This window comes from Reyranella sp. (assembly GCF_050185545.1).
Taxonomy (GTDB): Bacteria; Pseudomonadota; Alphaproteobacteria; order Reyranellales; family Reyranellaceae; genus Reyranella.
On record NZ_JBFWZI010000030.1, the window covers coordinates 20,957 to 42,336 of the forward strand.

Genomic DNA, 21,380 nt, shown 5'->3' on the forward strand with positions numbered 1-21,380 from the left:
GCACGTGGCGGGGTGCGGACGATGGACCGTTCGGAGGACGCAGGAATGGTCCGCCAGCGTCCACGCTAACTGCTTGGTTCACAAGGGATAGACCGCAGCGGACGCTGCGGACGATGCGATGCAACCTCATTTTTTAGGGCGTCCCCTGGACCTCGCCGCCGACGCTTGTCAAAGCCGAGTCCGCGGCGGCAATCTGCGCGCGCGGGCGTGAAACGGGAGGCCTTTTGTGACAGATCCATCGCCAGGCCCCTTCACCGTCGCCGCCTTGCGTCGGGCTTTCCTCGAGGGCCATGAGCCGCCGCCAGCGCCGGCCATCGCGCGCCTCAAATCCTATCGTTGGTTCGTCGTCGGCACGGTCTGCATTGGCGCCTTCATCGGCCAGGTCGACGCCAGCCTGACGCAGATGCTGCTGCCCCGGCTCGAGCGCGACTTCGACGCCCGGTTGAGCACAGTGAGCTGGATCGCGGTGGCCTACCTGCTGGCGATGGCGTCGTGCATGCCGATCTTCGGGCGCCTGGCCGACATGATCGGCCGCAAGCTGCTCTACACCTGCGGGTTCCTGATCTTCATTTTCGGCTCGGCGCTGTGCGGCTTCGCGACCGACCTGACATGGCTGGTGGTCTTCCGCGTGATCCAGGGCGCCGGGGCAGCGCTGATAACGGCCAACAGCATCGCCATCGTCGTGCTGGCGACCCGTCCGGAAGAGCGCGGGCGCGCGCTCGGCCTGCAATCCGCAGCGCAGGCGATCGGCCTGGGGGCGGGGCCGGCGGTCGGCGGACTGGTTCTCGACACGCTGGGTTGGCACTGGGCGTTCTGGATCAACGTGCCGTTCGGGCTGATGGGGGCCGTGATGGGCTGGATGGTGATCCCGCAGTCGAAAAAGATGGCGGAAGGCGAGGGGTTCGACTGGCATGGTGCGCTGCTGATCGCGCCGGCGCTCACCGCCGTCATCGCGGTGCTGAACGAGGGCCATGCCTGGGGGCCGACGTCGCCCGCGTTCATCGTCTGCGTGCTGCTGGCGGTCCTGTTCCTGTGGCTGTTCATGCGCGCGGAGCGGCGCGCCGCCTCACCGCTGCTCGACCTGAATCTGCTGGCGCAGAAGCCCTTCCTGATCGGCAACCTGGCGAACTTTCTGTCCTACGCCTGCCTGTTCGGCGTGTTCTTCCTCATTCCCTTCGTGCTGGTCCGCGTCTACCAGGAATCCGAGCTGGCGGCTGGTCTGCGCCTCTCGATTCTGCCGGTGATGCTGGGTCTGCTGGCGCCTGTGGGCGGCGCCCTGTCGGACCGGTTCGGCGCGCGCGCCCCGACCACGGCCGGCATGGTGGTGTGCATGGCGGCGCTGGCGCTGCTCCATGTCTTCCTCGACGGCTCGGCCGCCGACATGACGATGGTGATGGTGGCGCTCGCCCTGTTCGGCGTCGGCCAGGGCCTGTTCGTCTCGCCCAACAGCAGCGCCGTCATGGGCCTTGCGCCGCCCCAGCTGACCGGCGAGGCCGGCAGCGTGCTGAACGTCATGCGCTTCCTCGGCATCAGCGCCGGCATCGCCAGCGCCTCGACAGTGCTGGCGCTGAGCCTGGGAATGATGCGCGGGACCCAGGGCAGCACGGTCGACGCGCCACCGGCGATGCTGATCGCGGCCAGCCGCGACGTCATCGTGCTGCTGATCTGCCTGGCCGCCGGGGCGGCGCTGCTGTCGCTCGTGCGGCCGGGCAATCCCGTCCGGGCCGACCACGTGTTCGTGCCCGAATAGCCCCGCGCAGCCCTTGCCTTGGCGCCTTGCGGGCCGCCAGACTGCGCGCTTTCACCCTCCAACGGGAAATGCGACATGCAGCTCGGACTCTTCATGGCGACGCAGTGGCGTCAGGGCGTGGATCTCGGACCGGAGCTCGCCAACCTGATCGAGCAGGTTCGCGTGGCGCGCGCCAGCGGTCTGGTCTCGCTGATGGTCGGCCAGCATTTCGTTTCCAGCCCCTTGCAGATGTTCCAGACCATGCCGCTGCTGGCGCGGCTTGCCGCCGAGGCCGAGGGCATGCGGCTGGGGCCCGGCCTGCTGCTGCTGCCGCTGCTCAATCCCGTCGTCGTCGCCGAGGAGTGCGCGACGCTGGACTGGCTGACCGACGGCAATGCCATCATCGGCCTCGGGCTCGGCTATCGCCACGAGGAGTTCAACTCGATCGGCGTGCCGTTCAAGGAGCGCGTGCCGCGCTTCGTCGAGGGCGTGGCTGTCATCCGCAAGATGTGGCGCGACGACGTCGTCGAGCACAGCGGCCGCTTCCACACGCTCGACAAGGTGCAGGCGAGCCTCAAGCCCAAGCGAGCGGGCGGGCCGCCGATCTGGATGGCAGGCGACGTCGAGGTCGCGGTCAAGCGCGCGGCGAAGCTCGCCGACGCCTGGATGCCGTCGCCCATGGTGACGCTCAACTCGGTCGGGCGGCTCAACACCCTGTTCCGCGAGACGCGCGCCGGGCTCGGCCTGCCGGCGGTCGCCGAGTACCCGATCATCCGCGAGTGCCATGTCGGCAACGGCGTGGGCAAGGCGATCGACGAGGTGCGCGAGCCGCTCGCCTACAAGTACGAATCCTATGCCAGCTGGGGCGAGGCCAGCGGCTTCGTGCCGGCCGACCGCATCCGCGGCGACTTCGACCAGTTCGCCGCCAGCCGCTTCATCATCGGCTCGGAGAACGAGGTCGCCGACCAGATCGCCGCCTATGGCGAAAAGACCGGCACCAACCACATCCTCGTCCGCGTCCAATGGCCCGGCCTCGACCAGCAGACCGCGCTGCGCACGCTGGAGCGGCTGGGAAGGGTGGTCGAGAAGGTACGTTGACTCCCCCCAGCTTCGCTGGGGACGCCGTCTTCGGCGACGAAGGGGTCATGAGTCTCATTGCCGGGAGCGCGCCACTCCGTGGCGCTCATATCTCTTGCGATTGCGGCAAAGCGTGAGCACCACGGAGTGGCGCGCTCCCGGCAATGACCCCTCCGCGTATGACGCGACACCTCCCCAGCGAAGCTGGGGAGGAGGTTCAAGGCCTGAACTGCAGCGCCCTTGGCCCGAGCCGCGCGGGCTGCGACACGATGCGGTAGGCATCGCCGACCCATTCGCAGACCAGCCGGCGGGTGTCGCGCGGATCGATCATCTCCTCCATCTCGAAGCGGTTGAGCGGGCCGATCGGCCCGCGCGCGCTCTCGATGCGGGCGTTGATCTCCGCGCGCAGCGCCGCCGGATCGGCGGCCTCGGCAAGCTGGCGCTTGTAGGCCGCCTCGATGCCGCCTTCCGGCGGGATGCCGCCGACGTCGGCGGCCGGCCACACCACGCGCGCCGATACCGCTGCGCGCGGCGTCGCGTAGTTGTTGCCGGCAACGCCGAAGCTTCGGCGCATCAGCACGGTGAAGATCGGCACCGCCACCTGCGCGAAGGCGACCATCCATTCGCCGCCCTTGCGGATCGTGCCGGTGATCTCGTGCTCGATGCCGACGGCGAAGCCTGGGTTGTCGACCAGGTTCAGCACCGGCAGGTGGAACAGGTCGCAGAGATCGAGATGGCGCCTGAGCTTGTCGCAGCCGTCGGCGGTCAGCGCGCCGCCGTTGATGTGCCGGCTGTCGGAGGCGATGACGCCCATCGGATGTCCGGCGAAGCGTACGAAACCCGTCACCTGATCGGTGCCCCACAGCGGCCCGATTTCGAAGAACGAGTCCCTGTCTGCCATCAGCCGGATCGCCCGGCGCACGTCGAAAGTCGCAATGCGCTTGCGCGGCACCAGGGTCAGCAGCTCCTCCTCGCGGCGATCGGCCGGATCGGACGCCGGGATAACTGGAGGCACTTCGTAGACGCTCGACGGCAGGTAGGAGAGGAAGCGTCGCGTCATCGCCATCGCCTCCTCCTCGGACTCGGCGAGATTGTCGACCGAGCCGTTGCGGCAATGGATCTGCCAGCCGCCGAGATCCTCCTTGGTGACGTCGTAGCCCATGGCGTGGCTGACCACCGGCGGGCCGGCGACGAAGAGCTGCGCGATGTCGCGCACCATTACCGAGAAATGGCCGAGCACCGCCTTGGCCGCGCCGATGCCGACGACGCTGCCCAGCAGCATGTTGACCACCGGCACCTTGCTCAGCTGGTCGACATAGAGCGTGCTGCCGAGATGGCCGGGCAGGAACGAGCCCCCCGTGCCGGTGACGCGCGGCCGGCCGGCCTTGATGGCGCCAGTGCTCTCCTTGACCGACGCCGCGCCGTCGCTCGCCTGCTTGGGCACCATGGTGGCGACGCTGCCGCCGCCCGACGAGCCATCGAGCAGGCGGATCGACGGCGCCAGAAGCTCGGTCGACAGGCGGTCGAAATGGCGCGACTTCTGGCCGACCGCGCCGTCGGCATGGCCACCGCGGGAGGTGAAATCGTCGGCACAGACGACGCAGGCGCGACCGTCGATGCGGCCCGTTCCACCGACATGGCTGGCCGGCGTGAACTCGGCGATTTCGCCGTCCTCGTCGTAGCTCGCGAAGCCCGCCAGGCTGCCGATCTCGCGAAAGCTGCCCTTGTCGAGCAGCGCATCGATGCGCTCCCGGCAGGTGAGCTTGTGGCGGTTGCGCTGGCGCACCACGCCTGGATCCTTGGAGCCCGGCGCCAGCCGCGCATGGGCGATCGCCTGCAGTGCGCTCACCTGGGTGAGCACCGGCGACCAGCCGTCCTCCGCCGGCTCGTGCGCGACAGCGTCTGCGGCGCCGGCCGCCGGGCGCAGGACGGCGAGCACCTGGCCGCCATCGACGGCGTTGCCGACAGCGATCGGTGCGAGGCTCGTGACCGTGCCGGCGCACGGCGCGGTGATCGAGCTTTCCATCTTCATCGCCGTGACCACGAACAGCGTGTCGCCGGCAGAGACCTTCTGGCCGTCGCTGACATTGATCGCCACCACCGAGCCGGCGTGCGGGCATTCGATGCCGCGATGACCGGCCGGCACGGGCAGCGTCGGCTTGGGTGGCGGCAGGCCTGCGCCGGGTCCGCGGCCGCGCCCCAGGGCGGCGACCTGCTGGTCGAGGAACTGCAGGGTGCCCGCCGGCCTGGGTTTGGCCGCGCCGAGCTCGGGCGCCTCGGCCAGGAGGGTGGTGCGCGCGTCGCCGGCGCGGAAAGCGGCATGGCCCAGAATGGCATCGAGCTGCGCGAGATTGGTCGGCACGCCGGCGATGTGGAACTCGGCCAGCGCGCGGCGCGTGCGGTCGACCGCCGACTCGAACGTGCCCGACGACGCGGACTGGCAGATCAGCTTGGCGAGCAGCGGATCGAATTGCGGTGGCGGGGCGTGGCCGACATAGCCGCAGGCATCGACGCGCACGCCGGGTCCCGACGGCTCGCGATAGGCGGTGAGCGTGCCAGCGCCTTGCGCGACGATACGCGCCTGGATGGCGAAGCCGCGCGGCTTGCCGACGGCCTTTTGCTCGGCCAGGCCCAGCGCGCCCAGGGAGGCGCCGGCGGCAATCCGAAACTGCGCCTCGACCAGATCGACGCCCGTCACCTGCTCGGTGATGGTGTGCTCCACCTGGATGCGCGGATTGCATTCGATGAAGAAGTGCTCGCCCGACTCGGGATCGACGAGGAACTCGACCGTGCCGGCGTTCTCGTAGCGAGCAGCCCGGGAGAGCTTCAGCGCATCGTCCAGGATGCGCTGGCGCAAGCCCTCGTCGAAATTGGGCGCCGGCGCCACCTCGACGACCTTCTGGTTGCGCAGCTGCACAGAGCAGTCGCGCTCGTGCAGGTGCACGACATCACCCTTTCCGTCGCCCAGTACCTGGACCTCGATGTGGCGCGGGCGCGGCACGATCTTCTCCAGGAACACGGCGCCGTCGCCGAAGGCGGCTTGCGCCTCGCCCTGGCAGCGCGCAAAGGCCTCATCCATGTCCTCGGCGCGGGCCACGGCGCGCATGCCGCGTCCGCCGCCGCCGGCCGAGGCTTTCAGCATCACCGGATAGCCGACCGACTTCGCCAGCGCCCTGGCCTCGGCACTGGAGGCGAGCGCCGCCGGTGCCCCGGGCACGACGGGGATGCCCTGCGATTGCGCGAAGGCGCGCGCCTCGACCTTGTCGCCGAACAGCGCCAGGGTCGCGGGCGCTGGGCCGATGAAGCGCAAGCCTTCGGCGCGGCAGCGCTCGGCAAAGTTGGCGTTCTCGGAGAGGAAGCCGTAGCCTGGATGAACGCAGTCACAGCCGCTTTCCTTCGCCGCCGTGATGATCGCCTCGACATCGAGATAGGCGCGCACCGGATCGGCGGCGAGCGCCGCGCCGCCGCCGATCTCGCGCGCGGCGGTCGCAAGCTTCGCATGCAAGGACAGCGCATCGGCCGGCGCATGAACCGCGACAGATTCGACCCCGAGCGCCGACGCCGCCCGCGCAATGCGAATCGCGATCTCGCCGCGATTGGCGATCAGGACACGCTTGAACATCGCTTTCCTCACCTTCTCCTCCTCTCCGGCTTTGCCGGGGAGGTGTCGCCGTCATACGGCGACGGACGGGTCATGGTTTTCCGGACCGCGGGCGTCTCGCCCGCTCATGAAGATGATCATGAGCGGGCGAGACGCCCGCGGTCCAAGAGGTCCATGACCCCTCCGTCGCCGTATGACGGCGACACCTCCCCAGCGGTGCTGGGGAGGCCATGAACATCACGCCAGCCTGTAGATCCGCTTCGCCGTGCCGCTGAACAGCGCCGTCTTCTCGTCGGCCGAGGCGCCGGCGGCCATCAGCTTGAAGGCGTTCCACAGCACGGCATAGCCGGTCGAGACCTTGTCGACCGGGAAGTTGCTTTCGAACATGCAGCGCGCCGCGCCAAAGGCCTCGATGCAGGTCGCGATCCATGGATTCCAGGCGTCGGCGATCTCGCGCGACGTCGGCGGCACCGGACGGTGCATGTGGTCGAACGGGCCGATATCCATGCCGAGTCCGCCCAGCTTGACCACGACGTTGGGGCAGCGCGCCAGCTCGGTCATGTCGGCCTTCCAGGCGGCGAACACGGCGTCGGTCTTGCCGGCATAGGGGCCGATGCCGAGCGGGCCGCCGCAATGATTGAGGATCATGGTCGTTTGCGGCACCGCGCGGGCGAGCGCAATCACGTCCTTGAGCTGCGGATGGTACTGCCAGGCCTCGTAGGTGAGGCCGAGCGCGCCCAGCTGGGCCACGCCCTCGCGGTAGTCCGCCTGGGCGTAGAGGCCCTGCGGCGGATTGGTGTGGCTGTTGCGCACCTCGGGGCTTGCGTCCCAGCCGCCGGCATGGCGGATGCCGCGAAAGCGGCCGTTGCCGGCGGCGACATGTGCCTCCAGCACGGCGCGGGCGCGCGCGCCCAGGGTCATGTCGACATAGGAGACGATGCCGGCGCAGGCGCGGGTCGGGCCGTAGATGCCGCTCTCGCTCATCGCCGCCACCCCGTTGGCAAACTCGGTCTCGCCGACGGGACGCATCTCGACTGGCCCGCCGCCGCGATACATCGAGCGGCAGTCGATATAGACCGTGTGGGTGATGGTGTGGCCGGTGCCGGTGTCGGCCAGCAGCTCGTCGAGCAGGTAGCGCTGGTTGAGGTGATCCCACAGATGATGGTGTGGGTCGACGATCGGCAGGTCCGGCTCGAGGATCGGTTCTTTCGCCTGCTTGGCGAGCCACGCTTCGTCCGGCACGAAGGCGCGGCGCTGCCGTTCGACTGTCTGCCCTTTGGCCATCGTTTCCCCCTTGCGACTTGTCCCTGAATCCTACAGGGCAAAGCGGGGGCTATGCATCAGTGCCGCTTCGGCTGATGGAATTCGTAGGGCGGATAATCCCTGGTGATGTCGGAGACGACCTCGATCACCGCCGGGGCGTTGGTGGCGATCGCCTCGCGCAGCGCTCCCCGCAGCCCGTCAGCCGTCTCGACCTGCCACGCGGCGACGCCGAACGACCTGGCGTAGGCCTGGAAGTCGGGGTTGGTGAGCACGGCGCCGGAATGCCGGCCCTCGTAGAGGCGCTGCTGGTCGCGCTTCACGTTGCCGTAGGAGGCGTTGTTCACCACCACGGTCACCAGATTGATACCGAACTGCACTGCGGTGGCGAGGTCGGAGCCGCCGAACAGAAAGCCGCCATCGCCGGTGACCGACACCACCGGGCGGTCGGGGTTGGCCACCTTGACGCCGAGCGCGGTCGGGAAGCCGTAGCCCAGAGTGCCGGAGAAGCCCGACGAGATCAGGCGGCGCGGCTGGTGGACCGGATAGCCGTACCAGATGATGTAGCCGACCTGCGTCACCTCGTCGACGACGATGCCGTCGTCGGGCAGCACCTCGCGGATTGCCTCGACCATGGAGTATTGCGGCTGCGCCTTCTGGATTGCCGCCAGCGCCGCCGTCTTGGCTTTCGCCACCTCGGCGAGCCATGGCACGGTGTCGCTCTTCCTCGCAACCGCGGCGGTCAGCGCATGGGTACCCTCGGCAGCGTCGGCGACGATCGGCACGGTGACGCTGAGCCGGCGATGCTCGGCCGGATCGATGTCGATGCGCGCCGTCCTGAGGCCGGCCGGCGCCGCACCCCAGCGCGCCATCGGCACGTCGAGGCGCGTGCCGATGCCGATCAGAAGATCGACCTTGTCCCACAGCTCGAAGCCGCCGACCGTGCCGAGCGACAGCGGATGGCGGGAATCGACCACGCCCTTGCCGGTGCGGAAGGAGACGACGGGCGCGCCGATCTTCTCGGCCAGCGCCAGCACCTCGGCGCCGGCCTCGACCGCGCCGCCGCCGACCCAGATCATCGGCGCCTTGGCAGCATCGACCAGCTTCGCCAGGGCGGCGATCTTGTCGGGATCCGGCGTCGGGGCCTCGCGCTTGCCGAGCGGATCGATCGGCGTGACGTCGGCGGTAGCCGGGAACATGTCCCATGGCATCTCGACCGCGACCGGGCCGGGGCGGCCGGAGACCATCGCCTGCCAGGCGCGCGCCATCACCTGTGGCGCGTCCGTCGGATGCTCGATGCGCTCGGCGAACTTGAGCAGGGTCTTCAGCGTCGCCAGCTGGTCGGGCATCTCGTGCAGCTGCCCGCGGCCGCGCCCGATCATGGCGCTCGGCACCTGGCCGGTGATGCACATGATCGGCGCGTTGACGCCCCACGCCGTGGTGAGCGCGCCCATGGTGTTCATGACGCCGGGACCCGGCACGACGGTGAAGGCCGACGGCCTGCCGGTCGACTGCGCATAGCCCAGCGCCATGTAGGCCGTCGTCTGCTCGTGCCGCGCATTGACCACGCGCAGCCGGTTGGCATTGCGCGCGAAGGCGTCGAACAGGCCATACATCTGCACGCCGGGCAGGCCGAAGATCGTATCGATTCCGTGACGCAACAATGAATCTACGATGGCGTCGCCGCCGGTCATGCGAGGCATGGGTTCTCCCGTCTCATGATGTTGCTGTCGATCTTGGCCAAGTCGGCAGGCGAGTCAGTCGATCCCGACCATCCTCGCGATGCGCTGGATGCCCTGCCACATCGGATCGAGGGCCGCGACCGTTCGGATCATGTCGCGGCAATCGGCGACAATGGCCTTGAGCTTCACGCCGTTGGGCTCGTCCTTCTCCGCTTCCCGCCTTGCCTCCTCGAGTAGCGCGCGCAGCTCGCGCAGCTCTTCCCGGTAGTCGCCGTCGATCGCCTTGAGCGACTCGGTCAAGGCTGCCGCCAGGCTCTGCTTCGGGTCGTCGGGCGGTTGGGTGCCAGTTGTCATGAAAAAGCTCTGCCTCCCGGTCGCGGTTTGCCTTGTCGTCCGAAGGTTCACAGTAGCGCAGTCTTGGCTCAGAACTCGACCGGATAGGGCGGCAATTCGCCGCTTTCGTAGCGCTGCGGCAGGCCGGGCGTGACGTTCTCCCAGACATACAGCATCGAGCGCTTGGTCGAGTAGCCCTGATGGCGGATGTCTGCCGGCATGGCGGCGACATCGCCCGCCTTCATGGTGACGCGCGCGCGCGGCGCGCCGGTGTTCTTGTCGGCGACGTCCCACACGATCTCGTCGGACAGCTGGATGAACCATTCGACGCGATCGTTGCCGTGGAATACCGGCAGGATGTACTCCTCGGTGGTCGGGCAGGCGAGCGAGGCCTTGCATACGGCGGTGACCGACGGATTCCACGTGACGTCGGAGCGGCTGAGGTACTTGAACAGGCTGAAGGCATGCAGCTCGCCCTCGAAGCCCGGCTCGGCGTGGATCTCGGGCTCGTCCTGTGAAACGTCTGCGAAAGCGCGATTGATCGGCATGTCGTCGCGCAGGGGCGAATCACCGGGCAGGCCGGGCATGCGCGTGGTGCCGATGCGAGTGCGCTCGATGGCCGCGAGGTTGTCGCCATTCTTGTGGCCGAAGGCGCTGCCGGTCTCGACCGGGGCGGCGAAGGGATCGAAGCCCTCGTTGACCCAGTCGCGCAGGATGGCCTTGAAGGTCGCCATGATGAGCTCGGAGTCGAACTGCTCGAGATAGTCGACGCCGGCCTCCTTCAGGGTGCCGTTGAAGGTGCCGGCATAGAAATCTACCTTGCCGTAGTGATTGCGCGTGCCGATGACGTGGTCGAAATTGACCCAGCCATAGAAGAAGTTCCAGGCCACGTCGCGCATGCAGGCGCGCAGGAAGGCATCCGCCGGCATCTGGTGAGAGTGGCGCGCCCCCTTGGCCGGCCAGTGCACGGTGACGAAATACTCGTCGCGCGACAGCTCGAACTTGCCGAGCTTGAAGCTGCGATAGCCGTTGCGGTTGCTCGGCTCTGACGCGACGACCTGGGTCAGGGTGTCGGGCATCTGGCTCTCCCCATTCTCGATGTCAGGCGTAACAGATCTCGCGCCATTTCTGGACGCTGAGATCGCCCAGCAAGGTCTGCTGCAGCAGCACGCCGAGCCGCGTCGCCGTGAAGCGATAGGCATTGCCGGCACCGAGCAGCACCTGGTGGCCACGCCTGAGTTTGACATAGCCCATACGCGCGCCATCGGGTTGCTTGCCGGCCAGCACCGCCCCGTTCTTGTCGGCACCGGGCGGAGTCTCGAGTTTGACGAAGTCGACCGTGATCTCGCCGTCCATGCAGAGGGCGAACTCGTCGTGGCCGCAGGCGAACCAGGGCGACACGCCCTCGGCCCGCATCACCTCCTGCACGTATTCGAGGTTCTTGCCGACGACGACGCGCTCGTAGGGCCTGGACTTCGCGGCGACCTCGAAGATGTTGGAGAAAACGTAATGCCGCGCCTCTCCGGACACCAGCTCGATGGTTCCCTTGGTGTAGTCGGTGATCGAGCCGAACACGGTATGGACCTGGCTCATGTCTGTCCCCTCCCTGTTTCGCCAAGGGTGGAATAGTCTCGCCCCCAAGACAAGGGACGCCCGGAACCCTTGTCCGCCCGGAGGCTTTCATGCCGCTTCGTCTTCCGCCACTGCCTGCCCTGCGCCTGTTCGAGGCTGCAGGCCGGCTGCGCAGCTTCAAGCTGGCCGCGGCGGAGCTCAATGTCACGCCGAGTGCGGTGAGCCACGGCATCGTCGGTCTCGAGCAGGCGCTCGGTGTCACGCTGTTCGAGCGCAAGCCGCGCGGCCTGTCGCTGACGCACGTCGGCGCCGACTACCTGACCTATGTCAGCGAGGCGCTGTCCCTGATCGCTGTCGGCACGCAGCGCCTGCCGGACCGCTCCGCACCACGCTCGATCGCCGTGAGCTGCGCCCCGACGCTTGCCCAGCGCTGGCTGCTGCCGCGCCTTGCGGGCTTTCGCGAGCGATGGCCGAAGACCGCCATCGTGGTCGACACGTCGCGCCGGCATGTCGGCTTCCCGATCGACGGCTTCGACTTCGCCATCCGCATGAGCCGCGCGCCGGTGGGCGGACTTGCATGGGTGAAGCTGCTCCACGGTGCGCTGATGCCGGTCTGCAGTCCCGTCTATCGCGCCAGCCTCGTCGATCGCCGCGGCAAGATCGATCTCCGGCGCGCGACGCTGATCCACGTCACGACGGTGAGCGAAGGCTGGCAGTCATGGCTGAAAGCGGAGGGCCATGGCGAAATCGATGCCGAAGGTGGATTGCGCGTGGACACGTTCGAACTCGCCTTCGAGGCGGCGAGCCTGGGACTCGGCGTCGTGCTGGCCATGCGCCCGCTGGTCGACCGCGACCTCGGGGCCGGCCGCCTGGTGGCGCTGGGTGCCGGGACGCGGCCATCGCCGACGGCTTACTGGCTCGTGAGCGCACCCGGAACCGAGCGCCGCGCCGACCTGCGCGCCTTCAAGCGATGGCTGGTGGCAGAGGCGCGGTCATAGGGACGCTCATCATTCATTCTCCTCCTATGAAAATTGGGGGGTACCGCCCCTATTTCTTACCATCGTGGTGCGCGCCGGGCGTGCTGGGTGTCTCCCCAGCGAAGCCCGCCTCGATTCCCTCCCCCGCAATCAATCTCCTCCGCAGCTCTGCTGGAAAGGTGTCCGCGCCTTCGCGGACGGAGGGGTCATGGGCAGCGGGTCTGGAGCTCATGGCCCCTCCGTCGCCGTAAGACGGCGACACCTCCCCAGCAGAGCTGGGGAGGAGAATGGGAAACGGGGCAGAGATTCTCGAGGTGGCAGCGCCAGGGAGGAGAATTATCAGGTGAGCGCGGCTCACCCGTCGTTGCGTTCTTCTCCTTTGTCGACACCGCTGAGCGTTCGCATTGTCCGCTTCTCTCGGAGATGGACAGATGCAGCGTACGGGTCGAGTGTTGATCGTGGTCGTGGCGGCGGCGTTGATGATGAGCGTCGCCATGGGCACGCGGCAGACCTTCGGGTTGTTCCTCGGCCCGCTCGCCCAGGAGCGCGGGCTCGCGATCACCACCATCGCGCTGGCGATCGCGCTGCACAATCTGGTGTGGGGCCTCGCCCAACCGCTCGCCGGCGCGGCCGCCGACCGTTTTGGCGCGGCGCCTGTCGTCATCCTCGGTGCCATTGCCTATGCCGCCGGGCTGGCGCTGACGGCAATCACCGACTCGGGCGTGCTCCTCGTGCTGGGCATGGGCCTGCTGGTCGGCATCGGCATGAGCTGCACGACTTTTGGCGTCGTGCTGACAGCGGTCGGCCGTGCCGCGACCGCCGAGAATCGCAGCCTGGCGATGGGACTGTCGGGCGCCGGTGGTTCGCTCGGTCAGGTCGCGTTGGTGCCGATCTCCCTGATTGGCCTCGAGGACTGGGGAATCGCGGCATCGCTCGTCGGTCTTGGGGTGCTGTTGCTGATGGTTGCTCCTGTTGCGCTCCTGCTCGAGCGGCGAGGGCAACCGACTACACCACATGCCGTCAGCCCCGGAACGACTCCGCGCCTCGGCGAGGCGCTGACCGAGGCCATGAAGCATCTCGGCTACCGGCTGCTGACCCTGGGCTTCTTCACCTGCGGTTTCCAGCTCGCGTTCATCGGCACGTACCTGCCTGACTATCTCACCCTGTGTCACATGCCGTTGGGCCTCGGTGCGACGGCGCTGTCGCTGATCGGCCTGTTCAATATCGCAGGCAGCTGGGCCTGCGGCTGGCTGGGCGGTCGTTTTCGCCAGCAGCAGGTGCTCGGTTGGCTCTACCTCGTGCGCGGCGTCACCATTGCGGCGTTCTTCCTGCTGCCCAAGAGCACGGCCTCGGTGGTGATCTTCGCCGCCGTGATGGGCCTCACCTGGCTGGGGACGGTGCCGCTCACCAGCGGATGGCTGGCCAAGGTCTTTGGAACTTCTCATCTGGGCACGCTGTTCGGCGTGTGCTTCTTCAGCCACCAGATCGGCTCGTTCATCGGCGCCTGGCTGGGCGGCGTCCTGTTCGAGCTGACGGGCTCCTATGCGATCGTCTGGATCCTCACCGCCGCCGCCGGCCTGATGGCCGCGCTGCTCAACTTCCCGATCAAGGACGCGGTCCCGCGACCGGTAGCGAGGCTTGCGTAGGCTCATGCTCTTCCGGACCGCGAGCGTCTCGCTCGCTTATGGCGCGGCACGGCGAAGCCGAACGCGCCTTCATCAAGCGCATGAGCATGAGCGAGCGAGACGCTCGCGGTCCGGAAGAAGATGACGCGGCTATTCAGTAACGAACAGCACCCGCAAATCGTGCTTCGGCACGTAGTCCTGCGCACTCGCCTCGAACTTCAAGGGGCCGGTCTGGCGAACGGCGAGATCGGAGCAGAAGGTCACCAGCTCCGGCCTCTTGAGATTTGTCGCGCCGTCGAGGCCGGCCGGCCCGCCTTCAATGGTGAGGTGGAAGCTGCCGATGGGGCCGTGCCAGTTGCGTGCCGTCAACAGGATGTAGCCCAGCGTGAAGCCCTGCAGATACGAGTCCTCGATGCCGCTCTTCTGTCGCCGCTCGGCGGAAACACGCTGCGACATCGCGCGCAGGGCCTGGACCGTGGCGCCGGAGATGCAGAAGTCGCGCTGCGGATCGCCGTCGCCCGACCCCGTCACCTTGCCGTTGGCTGCGGGAACGATGAATCGGAAGCCCAGGATCGGCCGGTAGTTGTGCTCGATCACGGTGATCCCTGGCGCGAAGGTCTGCATCCAGTGGAAGGTGACGCGGGTCGTCCACGGCAGGCGATAGCCCTTTGCATCGAGCGGCTCGACAGCGCCCAGCTTCTCGAGCGCGGCGCGCGTGGCGGGCTCGAGCTCGGGATCGTCGGGCGGGAAGAACAGGCCGGTGCGCAGGACCAGCTTCATGCCGCCGATCCTCGTCAGTTCGCCCGTGATGTTGCGGCCGTCCGGCAGCTCGGCGCGAACCTCCGTTTCCGGGGTCACGTCGCGCCCGTCGACGCGAAGGCGGAAGCCCAGGAAGTTGGGATCGGTCGGCTGATCCATGACGATGTTGTAGCCGCCGGTGCTGGTGACCCGCCCGCCGGGCGTCTGGCTCGGCAGCTCGGGCAGCGGGAAGGCGACGCGCAGGGTCACCGGCTGGCCGGTGTCGTTGCGCATCTCGTATCGTACGCGCACCTCGGCGGGCGAGAGGTGCAGATCCTCGCGCTGCATGGTGATGGCGTCGGTCTTCACCAGCACGATGCCGCCGGCTGCCAGCTCCGACGCCGAATCGTTGGCGGACGCGGTGGCGGCGGCGCACAGCAGCGCCAGCCCGGCAAGCCGGGCAACCAAGCGCGCGGCAGTGCTCACCGCAGCGTCTCCAGCATCCGCACCAGAAGCTGGGCGCGCGGCACCAGCGAGGCGAAGCTGATCTGCTCGTCGAGCGCGTGCGCGCCGCGGCCGTCGGCGCCCAGCCCGTCGAGGGTCGGGATGCCGAGCGCCGCCGGGAAGTTGCCGTCGCTGACGCCGCCGGTCAGCGGCGTGTCCTCGAGCACGAAGCCGATCTCGGCAGCGCAGCCCTTGGCATGCTCGAACAGGGCGGTGATGCCTTCGTTCTTGGCATAGGCCGGCCGGTTGATGCCGCCGGTGACCTCGACCCGGCAATCGGGGTCGAAAGCGGGGCGTTGCAGGACGCGTTGCACCACCGCGTCGGCGTCGATGCCGGGCGGCACGCGCAGGTCGATGGTCGCCGTCGCCAGCGCCGGCACGACATTGGGCGCGCTGCCGCCCTGCGCCATGCCGACGACGATCGAGATGCCCACCGCCGGATCGGACATGGCTTCGAGATCGAGGATCTGGCGGGCGAGCTCGCGCAGGGCGCTGCGGCCGTCCTGCGGCCGCGAGCCGGCGTGCGAGGCGCGCCCGGTGATGGTCATGTCGAAGCGGCCCCAGCCCTTGCGCGCGGTCACGCACTTGCCGCCGTCGCGCGCCGGCTCCATCACCAGCACGTACTTGGATTTGCGCGCCGCGGCCTCGATGGCGGCCCGACTGGTCGGGCTGCCGACCTCCTCCTCGGGCACGTAGAGGATGCGCACGGGCAGGGTGGTGCGGCGGCCCTCGCGCACGAAATGCTGCAGGGCGTAGCAGGCGAGATAGGAGCCCGCCTTCATGTCGTAGATGCCCGGTCCGTAGACCGTGTCGCCTTCGCGCCGGAAGACATGGGTGGTGGCCAGCGCGCCGATCGGATGCACGGTGTCGAGATGGCCCACGATCAGGATTCCGGGCTCGTTCTCGTCGCCCCACGGCGCGCGCGCCTCGAGGATGTCGCCGAAGCCGTCGCGTCCCGGGGTGCGCAGCGTCTGGGCGCCGATGCGCGTCAGGTCGCTCTGCACGACATCGACCAGCTTGTTGACGGCGACGCCGTCATGGCTCGGCGTCTCGATCTCGACCCAGCGGCGGATGCCGGCGAGAATCTCCTCGCCGTCGAAGGTCGGGATGTTGGAGCGGGCAGAATCAGTCACGGCGGTTACCTCGGATCAGTTTCTTTTGGACCGCGGGCGTCCCGCCCGCTCATATCATGAACGGGCGGGACGCCCGCGGTCCGGAAGACGATGAACTTAATCTTCCCGCACGATCAGGCTGCCAGTCGGATGGACCTCGGCGGTCTGGCGCGGCAGCAGGAGGGTGGTGGCGTCGAGCTGGGTCATGATCGCCGGGCCGGCGATGCGGACGCCGGCGCCGAGGCGGGCGCGGGCATAGACCGGCGCCTCGACGATGCCGCTTTCAAGGTTGATCGACTGGCGCGCGACGATGGCGTCGCGCGGATCGCCGCCGGGCGCAAGCTCGCTGAGCTGCGGCTGCGGCAGCGCGCCGCTCGCCGACACGCGCAAGGTCACGATCTCGACCGGCGTATCCTCCTGGGCGAAGGTGTAGAGCGTGCGGTGCAGCTCGTGGAACCGCCGCAGCACCTCGGCCGCCGCCGCGTCGTTGACCTCGGTGCCCGGCCAGTCGACCGTGAGTTCGAAGCCCTGGTGCTCGTAGCGCAGGCTGGCGCTCCACATCGTCTTGCGCGCCGCAGCCGGCACGCTCTCTGTCTCGAACCAGCGCTCAGCCTCGGCCTGCAGGCCGGTGAAGGTCGCCGCCATCTGGGCGACGTCGAAATGGCCATGCTGCTGCAGGCAGGTGCGGGCGAAATCGGCCTTGAGGTCGGACACCAGCAGCCCGAGCGCCGACAGCACGCCGGGCGACGGCGCGATCAGCTGGGTGCGGATGTCGAGCAGGCGCGCCAGCGCGCCGCCATGCAATGGTCCGGCGCCGCCGAACGGCACCAGCACGAAGTCGCGCGGATCGCGGCCGCGCTCGACCGAGACGACGCGGATCGCGCCGACCATGTGGCTGTCGGCAATCGCCAGGATGCCGCGTGCCGCAGCCATCAGGTCGAGCCCCAGCGGCTCGGCGACCTTGGTGGCAACCGCGCGCTCGGCCGCCTCGAGGTCGAGCCGGAAGCTGCCATCGAGCAGCCACGGCGGCAGATGGCCGAGCACGAGATGGGCATCGGTGACGGTGGGCTCGCTGCCGCCGCGGCCGTAGCAGCACGGGCCGGGATTGGCGCCGGCGCTCTGCGGTCCGACGGTCAGGGCGCCGGAGCGGCCGACGCGGGCGATCGAGCCGCCGCCGGCGCCGATGGTGACGATGTCGACCATCGGCAGGGGTAGCGGCCATTCGCCGACGCGGCCGTTGACGGTGACGCTGGGCTTGCCGTCCTTGATCAGGCTGATGTCGGCCGAGGTGCCGCCGATGTCGACGCCGATCAGGTCGCCGTAGCCCGCCGCGGCGCCGACGAAGGCCATGCCGACCGCGCCTGCCGCGGGGCCGGACAGCGCCGTCTCGACCGGCGCGCGGCGCACCGTCGAGGTACCGGCGACGCCGCCGCTCGACTTCATCAGCAGCAGGGGCGCGGCGACCTCGGCCTCGCGCAGGCGCTCCTCCAGCCGGCCGACATAGGCGGAGATCACCGGCATGACGTAGACGTTGAGGATCGTCGCCATGCTGCGCTCGTACTCGCGGAACACCGCCAGCACCTCGCTCGAGATCGAGACCAGGGCGTCGGGGTGCTCTTCGCGCACCAGCGCGGCGGCCCGCTGCTCGTGCGCCGCGTTGGCGTAGCTGTGCAGGAAGCAGATGGCGACCGCCTGCACGCCTGCGGCCCGCAGGGTGCGAGCGGCGGCGCGCACGGCCGCCTCGTCGAGCGGCTCGACCTCGCTGCCGTCGGGACCGAGGCGTCCGGCGACTTCGAAGATCCGGTCGGGCGTCACCGGGCGGCGCGGCTTCACCCAGGCGAACATGTTGGCGCGCCGCGGGATGTCCTGCCGGCCGATCTCCAGCACGTGGCGAAAGCCCAGGGTGGTGATCAGGCCGGCCGCTGCGCCCTTGCCCTCCAGGATCATGTTGGTGGCGACGGTCGTGCCATGCAGCACGCGGCCGACGTTGCCGGGCTGCGCCGCTGCCGCGGCGAGGCCATCGCGCACGCCGTTGATGAAGCCCAGCGACGGATCGGCGGGCGTCGTCGAGGTCTTGGCCGTCCACAACCGGCCGGTCCTGATGTCCAGCACCGTGACGTCGGTAAAGGTGCCGCCGGTGTCGATGCCGAGGATCGTGCGCGGGCGTGTGGCGCCGAGATCGCCCGCGTTCATGTCAGGACGTCCGCATACTGGCGACGATGGAACAGCTTGGTCGTCGGACGGTTCTGGCGCACCGTTCCGGTCGCCGCGGTGTCGATCGTTCGGCCATCCGCCGTGAGCACGACGCCGTATTCGCGCTCCGCCGCCTCGCGCGACACGAAGCCTCCCAGCACGTCGTCGAGCACGCGTTCGGGCTCGCGGTCGAACGGATGACCCCAGCCGCCGCCGCCGCCGGTCTCCAGGCGGATGACGTCGCCGCGCTTGACGATCGTGCCGTCGCTGATCGGCGGGATGACGCGCTCGTCGGCGCGTCCCGGATTGACGACGATGCGGCCTGGCCCGCCGCTCTTGCCGCCGGCCACGCCCCACGGCGGGTTCTCGACGCCGTCGATGCGCACCGAGACGATCGCCTCGGGTGCCAGCACCTCGACCTCGCGCACGATGCCGCAGCCGCCGCGCCATCGGCCCGGTCCGCCGGTGTCGCAGTGGATGCCGTAACGACGCAGCCGCACCGGGTACACCGAATCGAGGAACTCGGCCGGATAGTTCTCCTGGGCCACGAGATAGACGGCGTCGATGCCGTCGGCGGTCGGCCGCGCCCCGTAACCGACTCCGATGCCGTCGGACATCAGGAACAGCGAGCCGTCGTCCTTCTGGCCGCGCAGGTACCAGATGACGTAGGCGGCGTGCGCGGCCGGCGCCTGGCCGCCGGTGGCGACGTTGATCAGGCCGAGGCAGGCGGCGACGTTGCGCATCAGGGTGACGCCGCGCAGGCCGAGCGGGGCGGGGAATTTGGGCTGCAGGATGGAGCCCGGCCGCGTGATCACCTCGTCGATCACCCGCACCGCGCCGTCGTTAAGCAGATTGTCGGGGTCGCCGCCCAGCAGGTAGAGGCCGAACACGGTGCTCGGCACCTGTGGCGCCATCAGGAAATTGACCGGGCCGGGTGTCTGGTCGTCGCTGTCGCTGCAATCGAGGTCGATGTGATTGTCGCCGACGGTGAGCTTGTAGCGCAGCCGGATCGGCCCGTTGCCCTGGCCGTCAGAGTCGATCATGTCGGTGAAGCGATATTCGCCGGGCGCGGCCAGCGCGCGCAAGCGCTCGCGCATGGTACGCTCGCTGCGCTCGATAAGCTGACGGAAGGCGTCGACCATGCGTGCCTTGCCGAAGCGCTCGAACAGCTCGAGCAGCCGCTTCTCGCCCAGCCGCACCGCGGCGACGGCGGCGCGCGTGTCGCCCTGGATCATCGCCGGGAAGCGTGAGTTGCGATAGAAGATGCGCAGCGCCTCCTCGTTGAAGACGCCGTCGCGCGCCAGCCGGATCGGCGGCACCATGATGCCTTCCTGGAAGATGTCGACGCAGTCGGGCGACAGCGACCCCGGTCGCAGGCCGCCGACGTCGTTGAAGTGCGCCCACGAATGGGCGAAGGCCACCAGCTCGCCCTCGGCGAAGATCGGCGCCACGAACACCTGGTCGGGCGTGTGCGAGACGGCGCCCTTGCTGAGGTAGCAGTCGTTGTACCAGTAGAGGTCGCCCGCTTGCATGTCCTTCAGCGGATAATACTCGGCGATCGGCGCCACGATGTCGCCGAACGCCGGCAGGTTGCTGCCGACCACCAGCTTGCCGCGGCCGTCGAACAGGGCGGCGAAGAAATCCTTCTTCTCGCGAATGAAGGGCGACATCGCCGTGCGCTCGATCAGCGCCTCCATCTCGCTCTGCGCCGCCCGCAGCGCGCCGCGCACGATCTCGAGGGTAACGGGATCACAGACGGTGGGGAGAGCCTGGGGGCTGGTGTCGTTCATGACCTGCTCGGAACTGTGTAGGCTGGAAGATCGCGCCATCGCAGGCAACTGACCAGATGCGAATCATCGACCAATTCCGCTTCTGGCCTGCGATGGGAGCATTGCTCGCCCGCGTGGTTGCAGCGCGGATGGAAGGCGCAGCCGGTCGGCACGGCCCCCGGCTTGGGCGGCTCGCCGAGGACCGGAACGTCGTTCACCAGCGCGCTGTCGAGGCGCGGCGAGGCGGCGAGCAGGGCGCGCGTGTAGGGGTGCCGCGGCGCTTCGAAAGCCTGTGCCGTGTCGGCCATCTCGACGATGCGGCCGAGATACATGATGGCGATGCGGTCGCACAGCGCGCGCACGACGGAAAGGTCGTGGCTGATGAACAGGTAGGTAAGGCCGAGCCGGCCGCGCAGGTCGCGCAGCAGGCGCAGCACCGTGGCCTGCACCGAAAGGTCGAGGCCGGCGGTCGGCTCGTCGAGCAGCACCAGGCGCGGCTGCAGCACCAGGATGCGGGCGATGCCGACCCGGCGCAGCTGGCCGCCCGACAGCTCGTGCGGATAGCGGCCGGCCATGGCCGGGTCGAGCCCGACCTCGGTGAGGGCGCGGTGCACGCGCGCGCGCCGGTCGGCCGCCGACTTGTTGCCGAGGATGGTCAGGCCTTCCTCGAGCGTGCGGCCGATCGACCACCACGGATCGAGCGCGGCGCCGGGATCCTGGTGGACGTACTGGATGTCCTTGCGCGTCTGCCGCGCAACGGCCGGAGCGAGGCCGCCGACCGGATTGCCATCGAGCAGGATCTCGCCCGAATGCTCGCACTGCACGCCGAGGATGGTGCGGGCCAGCGTGGACTTGCCGCAGCCCGATTCGCCCACCAGCCCGACGATCTCGCCGGGGCGGATCGCGAGGTCCACGCCGTCGACCGCCCGCACGCCGCGCAGCCCGCGACCGAGGATGTCGGTGCGCCGGCCGAGGATGGTGACCAGGCTGCGCACCTCGAGGAGGGCCTCGCTCACGCGCGTGCCTCCGGTGGCGCGAGTGGGCCTCCGGGAAGGGAGAAGCCGTCGCCTATGATATTTCCGTCATCCCGAGCGGAGCCGCCCGAAGGGCGGCGCAGTCGAGGGACCTTCCTTGATGCAAGCGACAACAGGAAAGGTCCCTGCACTGCACCTCGCCGCGCTCGGCTCCGGTCGGGATGACGGTTTTCT

The 21,380-nt window shown here is 69.0% G+C and carries 15 protein-coding genes; 4 read left to right on the top strand and 11 right to left on the bottom strand.

The features are described 5' to 3' along the window. Positions 1 to 226: 226 nt before the first annotated feature. Positions 227 to 1,750 carry an MFS transporter gene (locus AB7O82_RS11200; protein WP_428538482.1) on the top strand — a complete coding sequence of 508 codons (1,524 nt, stop codon included), beginning with the start codon at positions 227 to 229 and terminating at the stop codon, positions 1,748 to 1,750. A gap of 75 nt (positions 1,751 to 1,825) precedes the next feature. Continuing rightward, the gene (locus tag AB7O82_RS11205; RefSeq protein ID WP_428538485.1) at positions 1,826 to 2,827 is read left to right on the top strand and encodes an LLM class flavin-dependent oxidoreductase; all 1,002 of its coding nucleotides are present in this window, start codon (positions 1,826 to 1,828) and stop codon (positions 2,825 to 2,827) included. A 196-nt stretch (positions 2,828 to 3,023) separates the two neighbouring features. On the opposite strand, the gene AB7O82_RS11210 is transcribed toward AB7O82_RS11205, so the two are convergent. The 6 genes from AB7O82_RS11210 to AB7O82_RS11235 all read right to left on the bottom strand — a co-directional run bounded on the left by AB7O82_RS11210 (position 3,024) and on the right by AB7O82_RS11235 (position 11,275). Beyond that, positions 3,024 to 6,428: a carboxyl transferase domain-containing protein gene (locus AB7O82_RS11210; protein ID WP_428538488.1), complete on the bottom strand. Its 3,405-nt coding sequence runs from the start codon at positions 6,426 to 6,428 to the stop codon at positions 3,024 to 3,026. A 216-nt stretch (positions 6,429 to 6,644) separates the two neighbouring features. Next, positions 6,645 to 7,691 carry an amidohydrolase family protein gene (locus AB7O82_RS11215; RefSeq protein ID WP_428538491.1) on the bottom strand — a complete coding sequence of 349 codons (1,047 nt, stop codon included), beginning with the start codon at positions 7,689 to 7,691 and terminating at the stop codon, positions 6,645 to 6,647. A gap of 56 nt (positions 7,692 to 7,747) precedes the next feature. Beyond that, positions 7,748 to 9,370: a thiamine pyrophosphate-dependent enzyme gene (locus AB7O82_RS11220; protein WP_428619407.1), complete on the bottom strand. Its 1,623-nt coding sequence runs from the start codon at positions 9,368 to 9,370 to the stop codon at positions 7,748 to 7,750. A 54-nt stretch (positions 9,371 to 9,424) separates the two neighbouring features. Next, positions 9,425 to 9,703, bottom strand: coding sequence for a hypothetical protein (locus AB7O82_RS11225; protein ID WP_428538497.1), 279 nt, complete (start codon positions 9,701 to 9,703; stop codon positions 9,425 to 9,427). 68 nt (positions 9,704 to 9,771) lie between these two features. Beyond that, positions 9,772 to 10,761 (bottom strand): hypothetical protein, encoded by a 990-nt coding sequence (locus AB7O82_RS11230; RefSeq protein ID WP_428538500.1) that lies wholly within the window; start codon positions 10,759 to 10,761, stop codon positions 9,772 to 9,774. Positions 10,762 to 10,783: 22 nt separating this feature from the next. Then, positions 10,784 to 11,275 (bottom strand): hypothetical protein, encoded by a 492-nt coding sequence (locus AB7O82_RS11235; RefSeq protein WP_428538503.1) that lies wholly within the window; start codon positions 11,273 to 11,275, stop codon positions 10,784 to 10,786. Positions 11,276 to 11,364: 89 nt separating this feature from the next. Here AB7O82_RS11235 and AB7O82_RS11240 point away from each other — a divergent pair, with 89 nt between their 5' ends. Together AB7O82_RS11240 and AB7O82_RS11245 are read left to right on the top strand one after the other, a co-directional pair. Further along, entirely contained in the window at positions 11,365 to 12,252 is an 888-nt protein-coding gene (locus tag AB7O82_RS11240; RefSeq protein ID WP_428538506.1) for a LysR substrate-binding domain-containing protein, read from the top strand. A gap of 410 nt (positions 12,253 to 12,662) precedes the next feature. After that, complete coding sequence (locus AB7O82_RS11245) at positions 12,663 to 13,877, top strand: MFS transporter (protein WP_428538509.1); 1,215 nt, start codon at positions 12,663 to 12,665, stop codon at positions 13,875 to 13,877. A gap of 129 nt (positions 13,878 to 14,006) precedes the next feature. Here the strand turns inward: AB7O82_RS11245 and AB7O82_RS11250 are convergent, their stop codons facing one another. The 5 genes from AB7O82_RS11250 to AB7O82_RS11270 form a co-directional block, all read right to left on the bottom strand. Beyond that, a complete protein-coding gene (locus tag AB7O82_RS11250) occupies positions 14,007 to 15,080 on the bottom strand; it encodes a DUF4424 family protein (protein ID WP_428538512.1) in 1,074 nt (357 codons plus the stop codon). Beyond that, positions 15,077 to 16,231 (bottom strand): M20 family metallopeptidase, encoded by a 1,155-nt coding sequence (locus AB7O82_RS11255; RefSeq protein WP_428538515.1) that lies wholly within the window; start codon positions 16,229 to 16,231, stop codon positions 15,077 to 15,079. The genes AB7O82_RS11250 and AB7O82_RS11255 overlap by 4 nt, the downstream gene beginning before the upstream one ends. 96 nt (positions 16,232 to 16,327) lie before the next feature. Further along, a complete protein-coding gene (locus AB7O82_RS11260) occupies positions 16,328 to 18,403 on the bottom strand; it encodes a hydantoinase/oxoprolinase family protein (RefSeq protein ID WP_428538518.1) in 2,076 nt (691 codons plus the stop codon). Beyond that, on the bottom strand, positions 18,400 to 20,193 hold the full coding sequence (locus tag AB7O82_RS11265; protein ID WP_428538521.1) for a hydantoinase B/oxoprolinase family protein: 1,794 nt from the start codon (positions 20,191 to 20,193) through the stop codon (positions 18,400 to 18,402). The genes AB7O82_RS11260 and AB7O82_RS11265 overlap by 4 nt, the downstream gene beginning before the upstream one ends. Beyond that, complete coding sequence (locus tag AB7O82_RS11270) at positions 20,190 to 21,188, bottom strand: oligopeptide/dipeptide ABC transporter ATP-binding protein (protein WP_428538524.1); 999 nt, start codon at positions 21,186 to 21,188, stop codon at positions 20,190 to 20,192. The genes AB7O82_RS11265 and AB7O82_RS11270 overlap by 4 nt, the downstream gene beginning before the upstream one ends. Between the last annotated feature and the right edge of the window lie 192 nt (positions 21,189 to 21,380).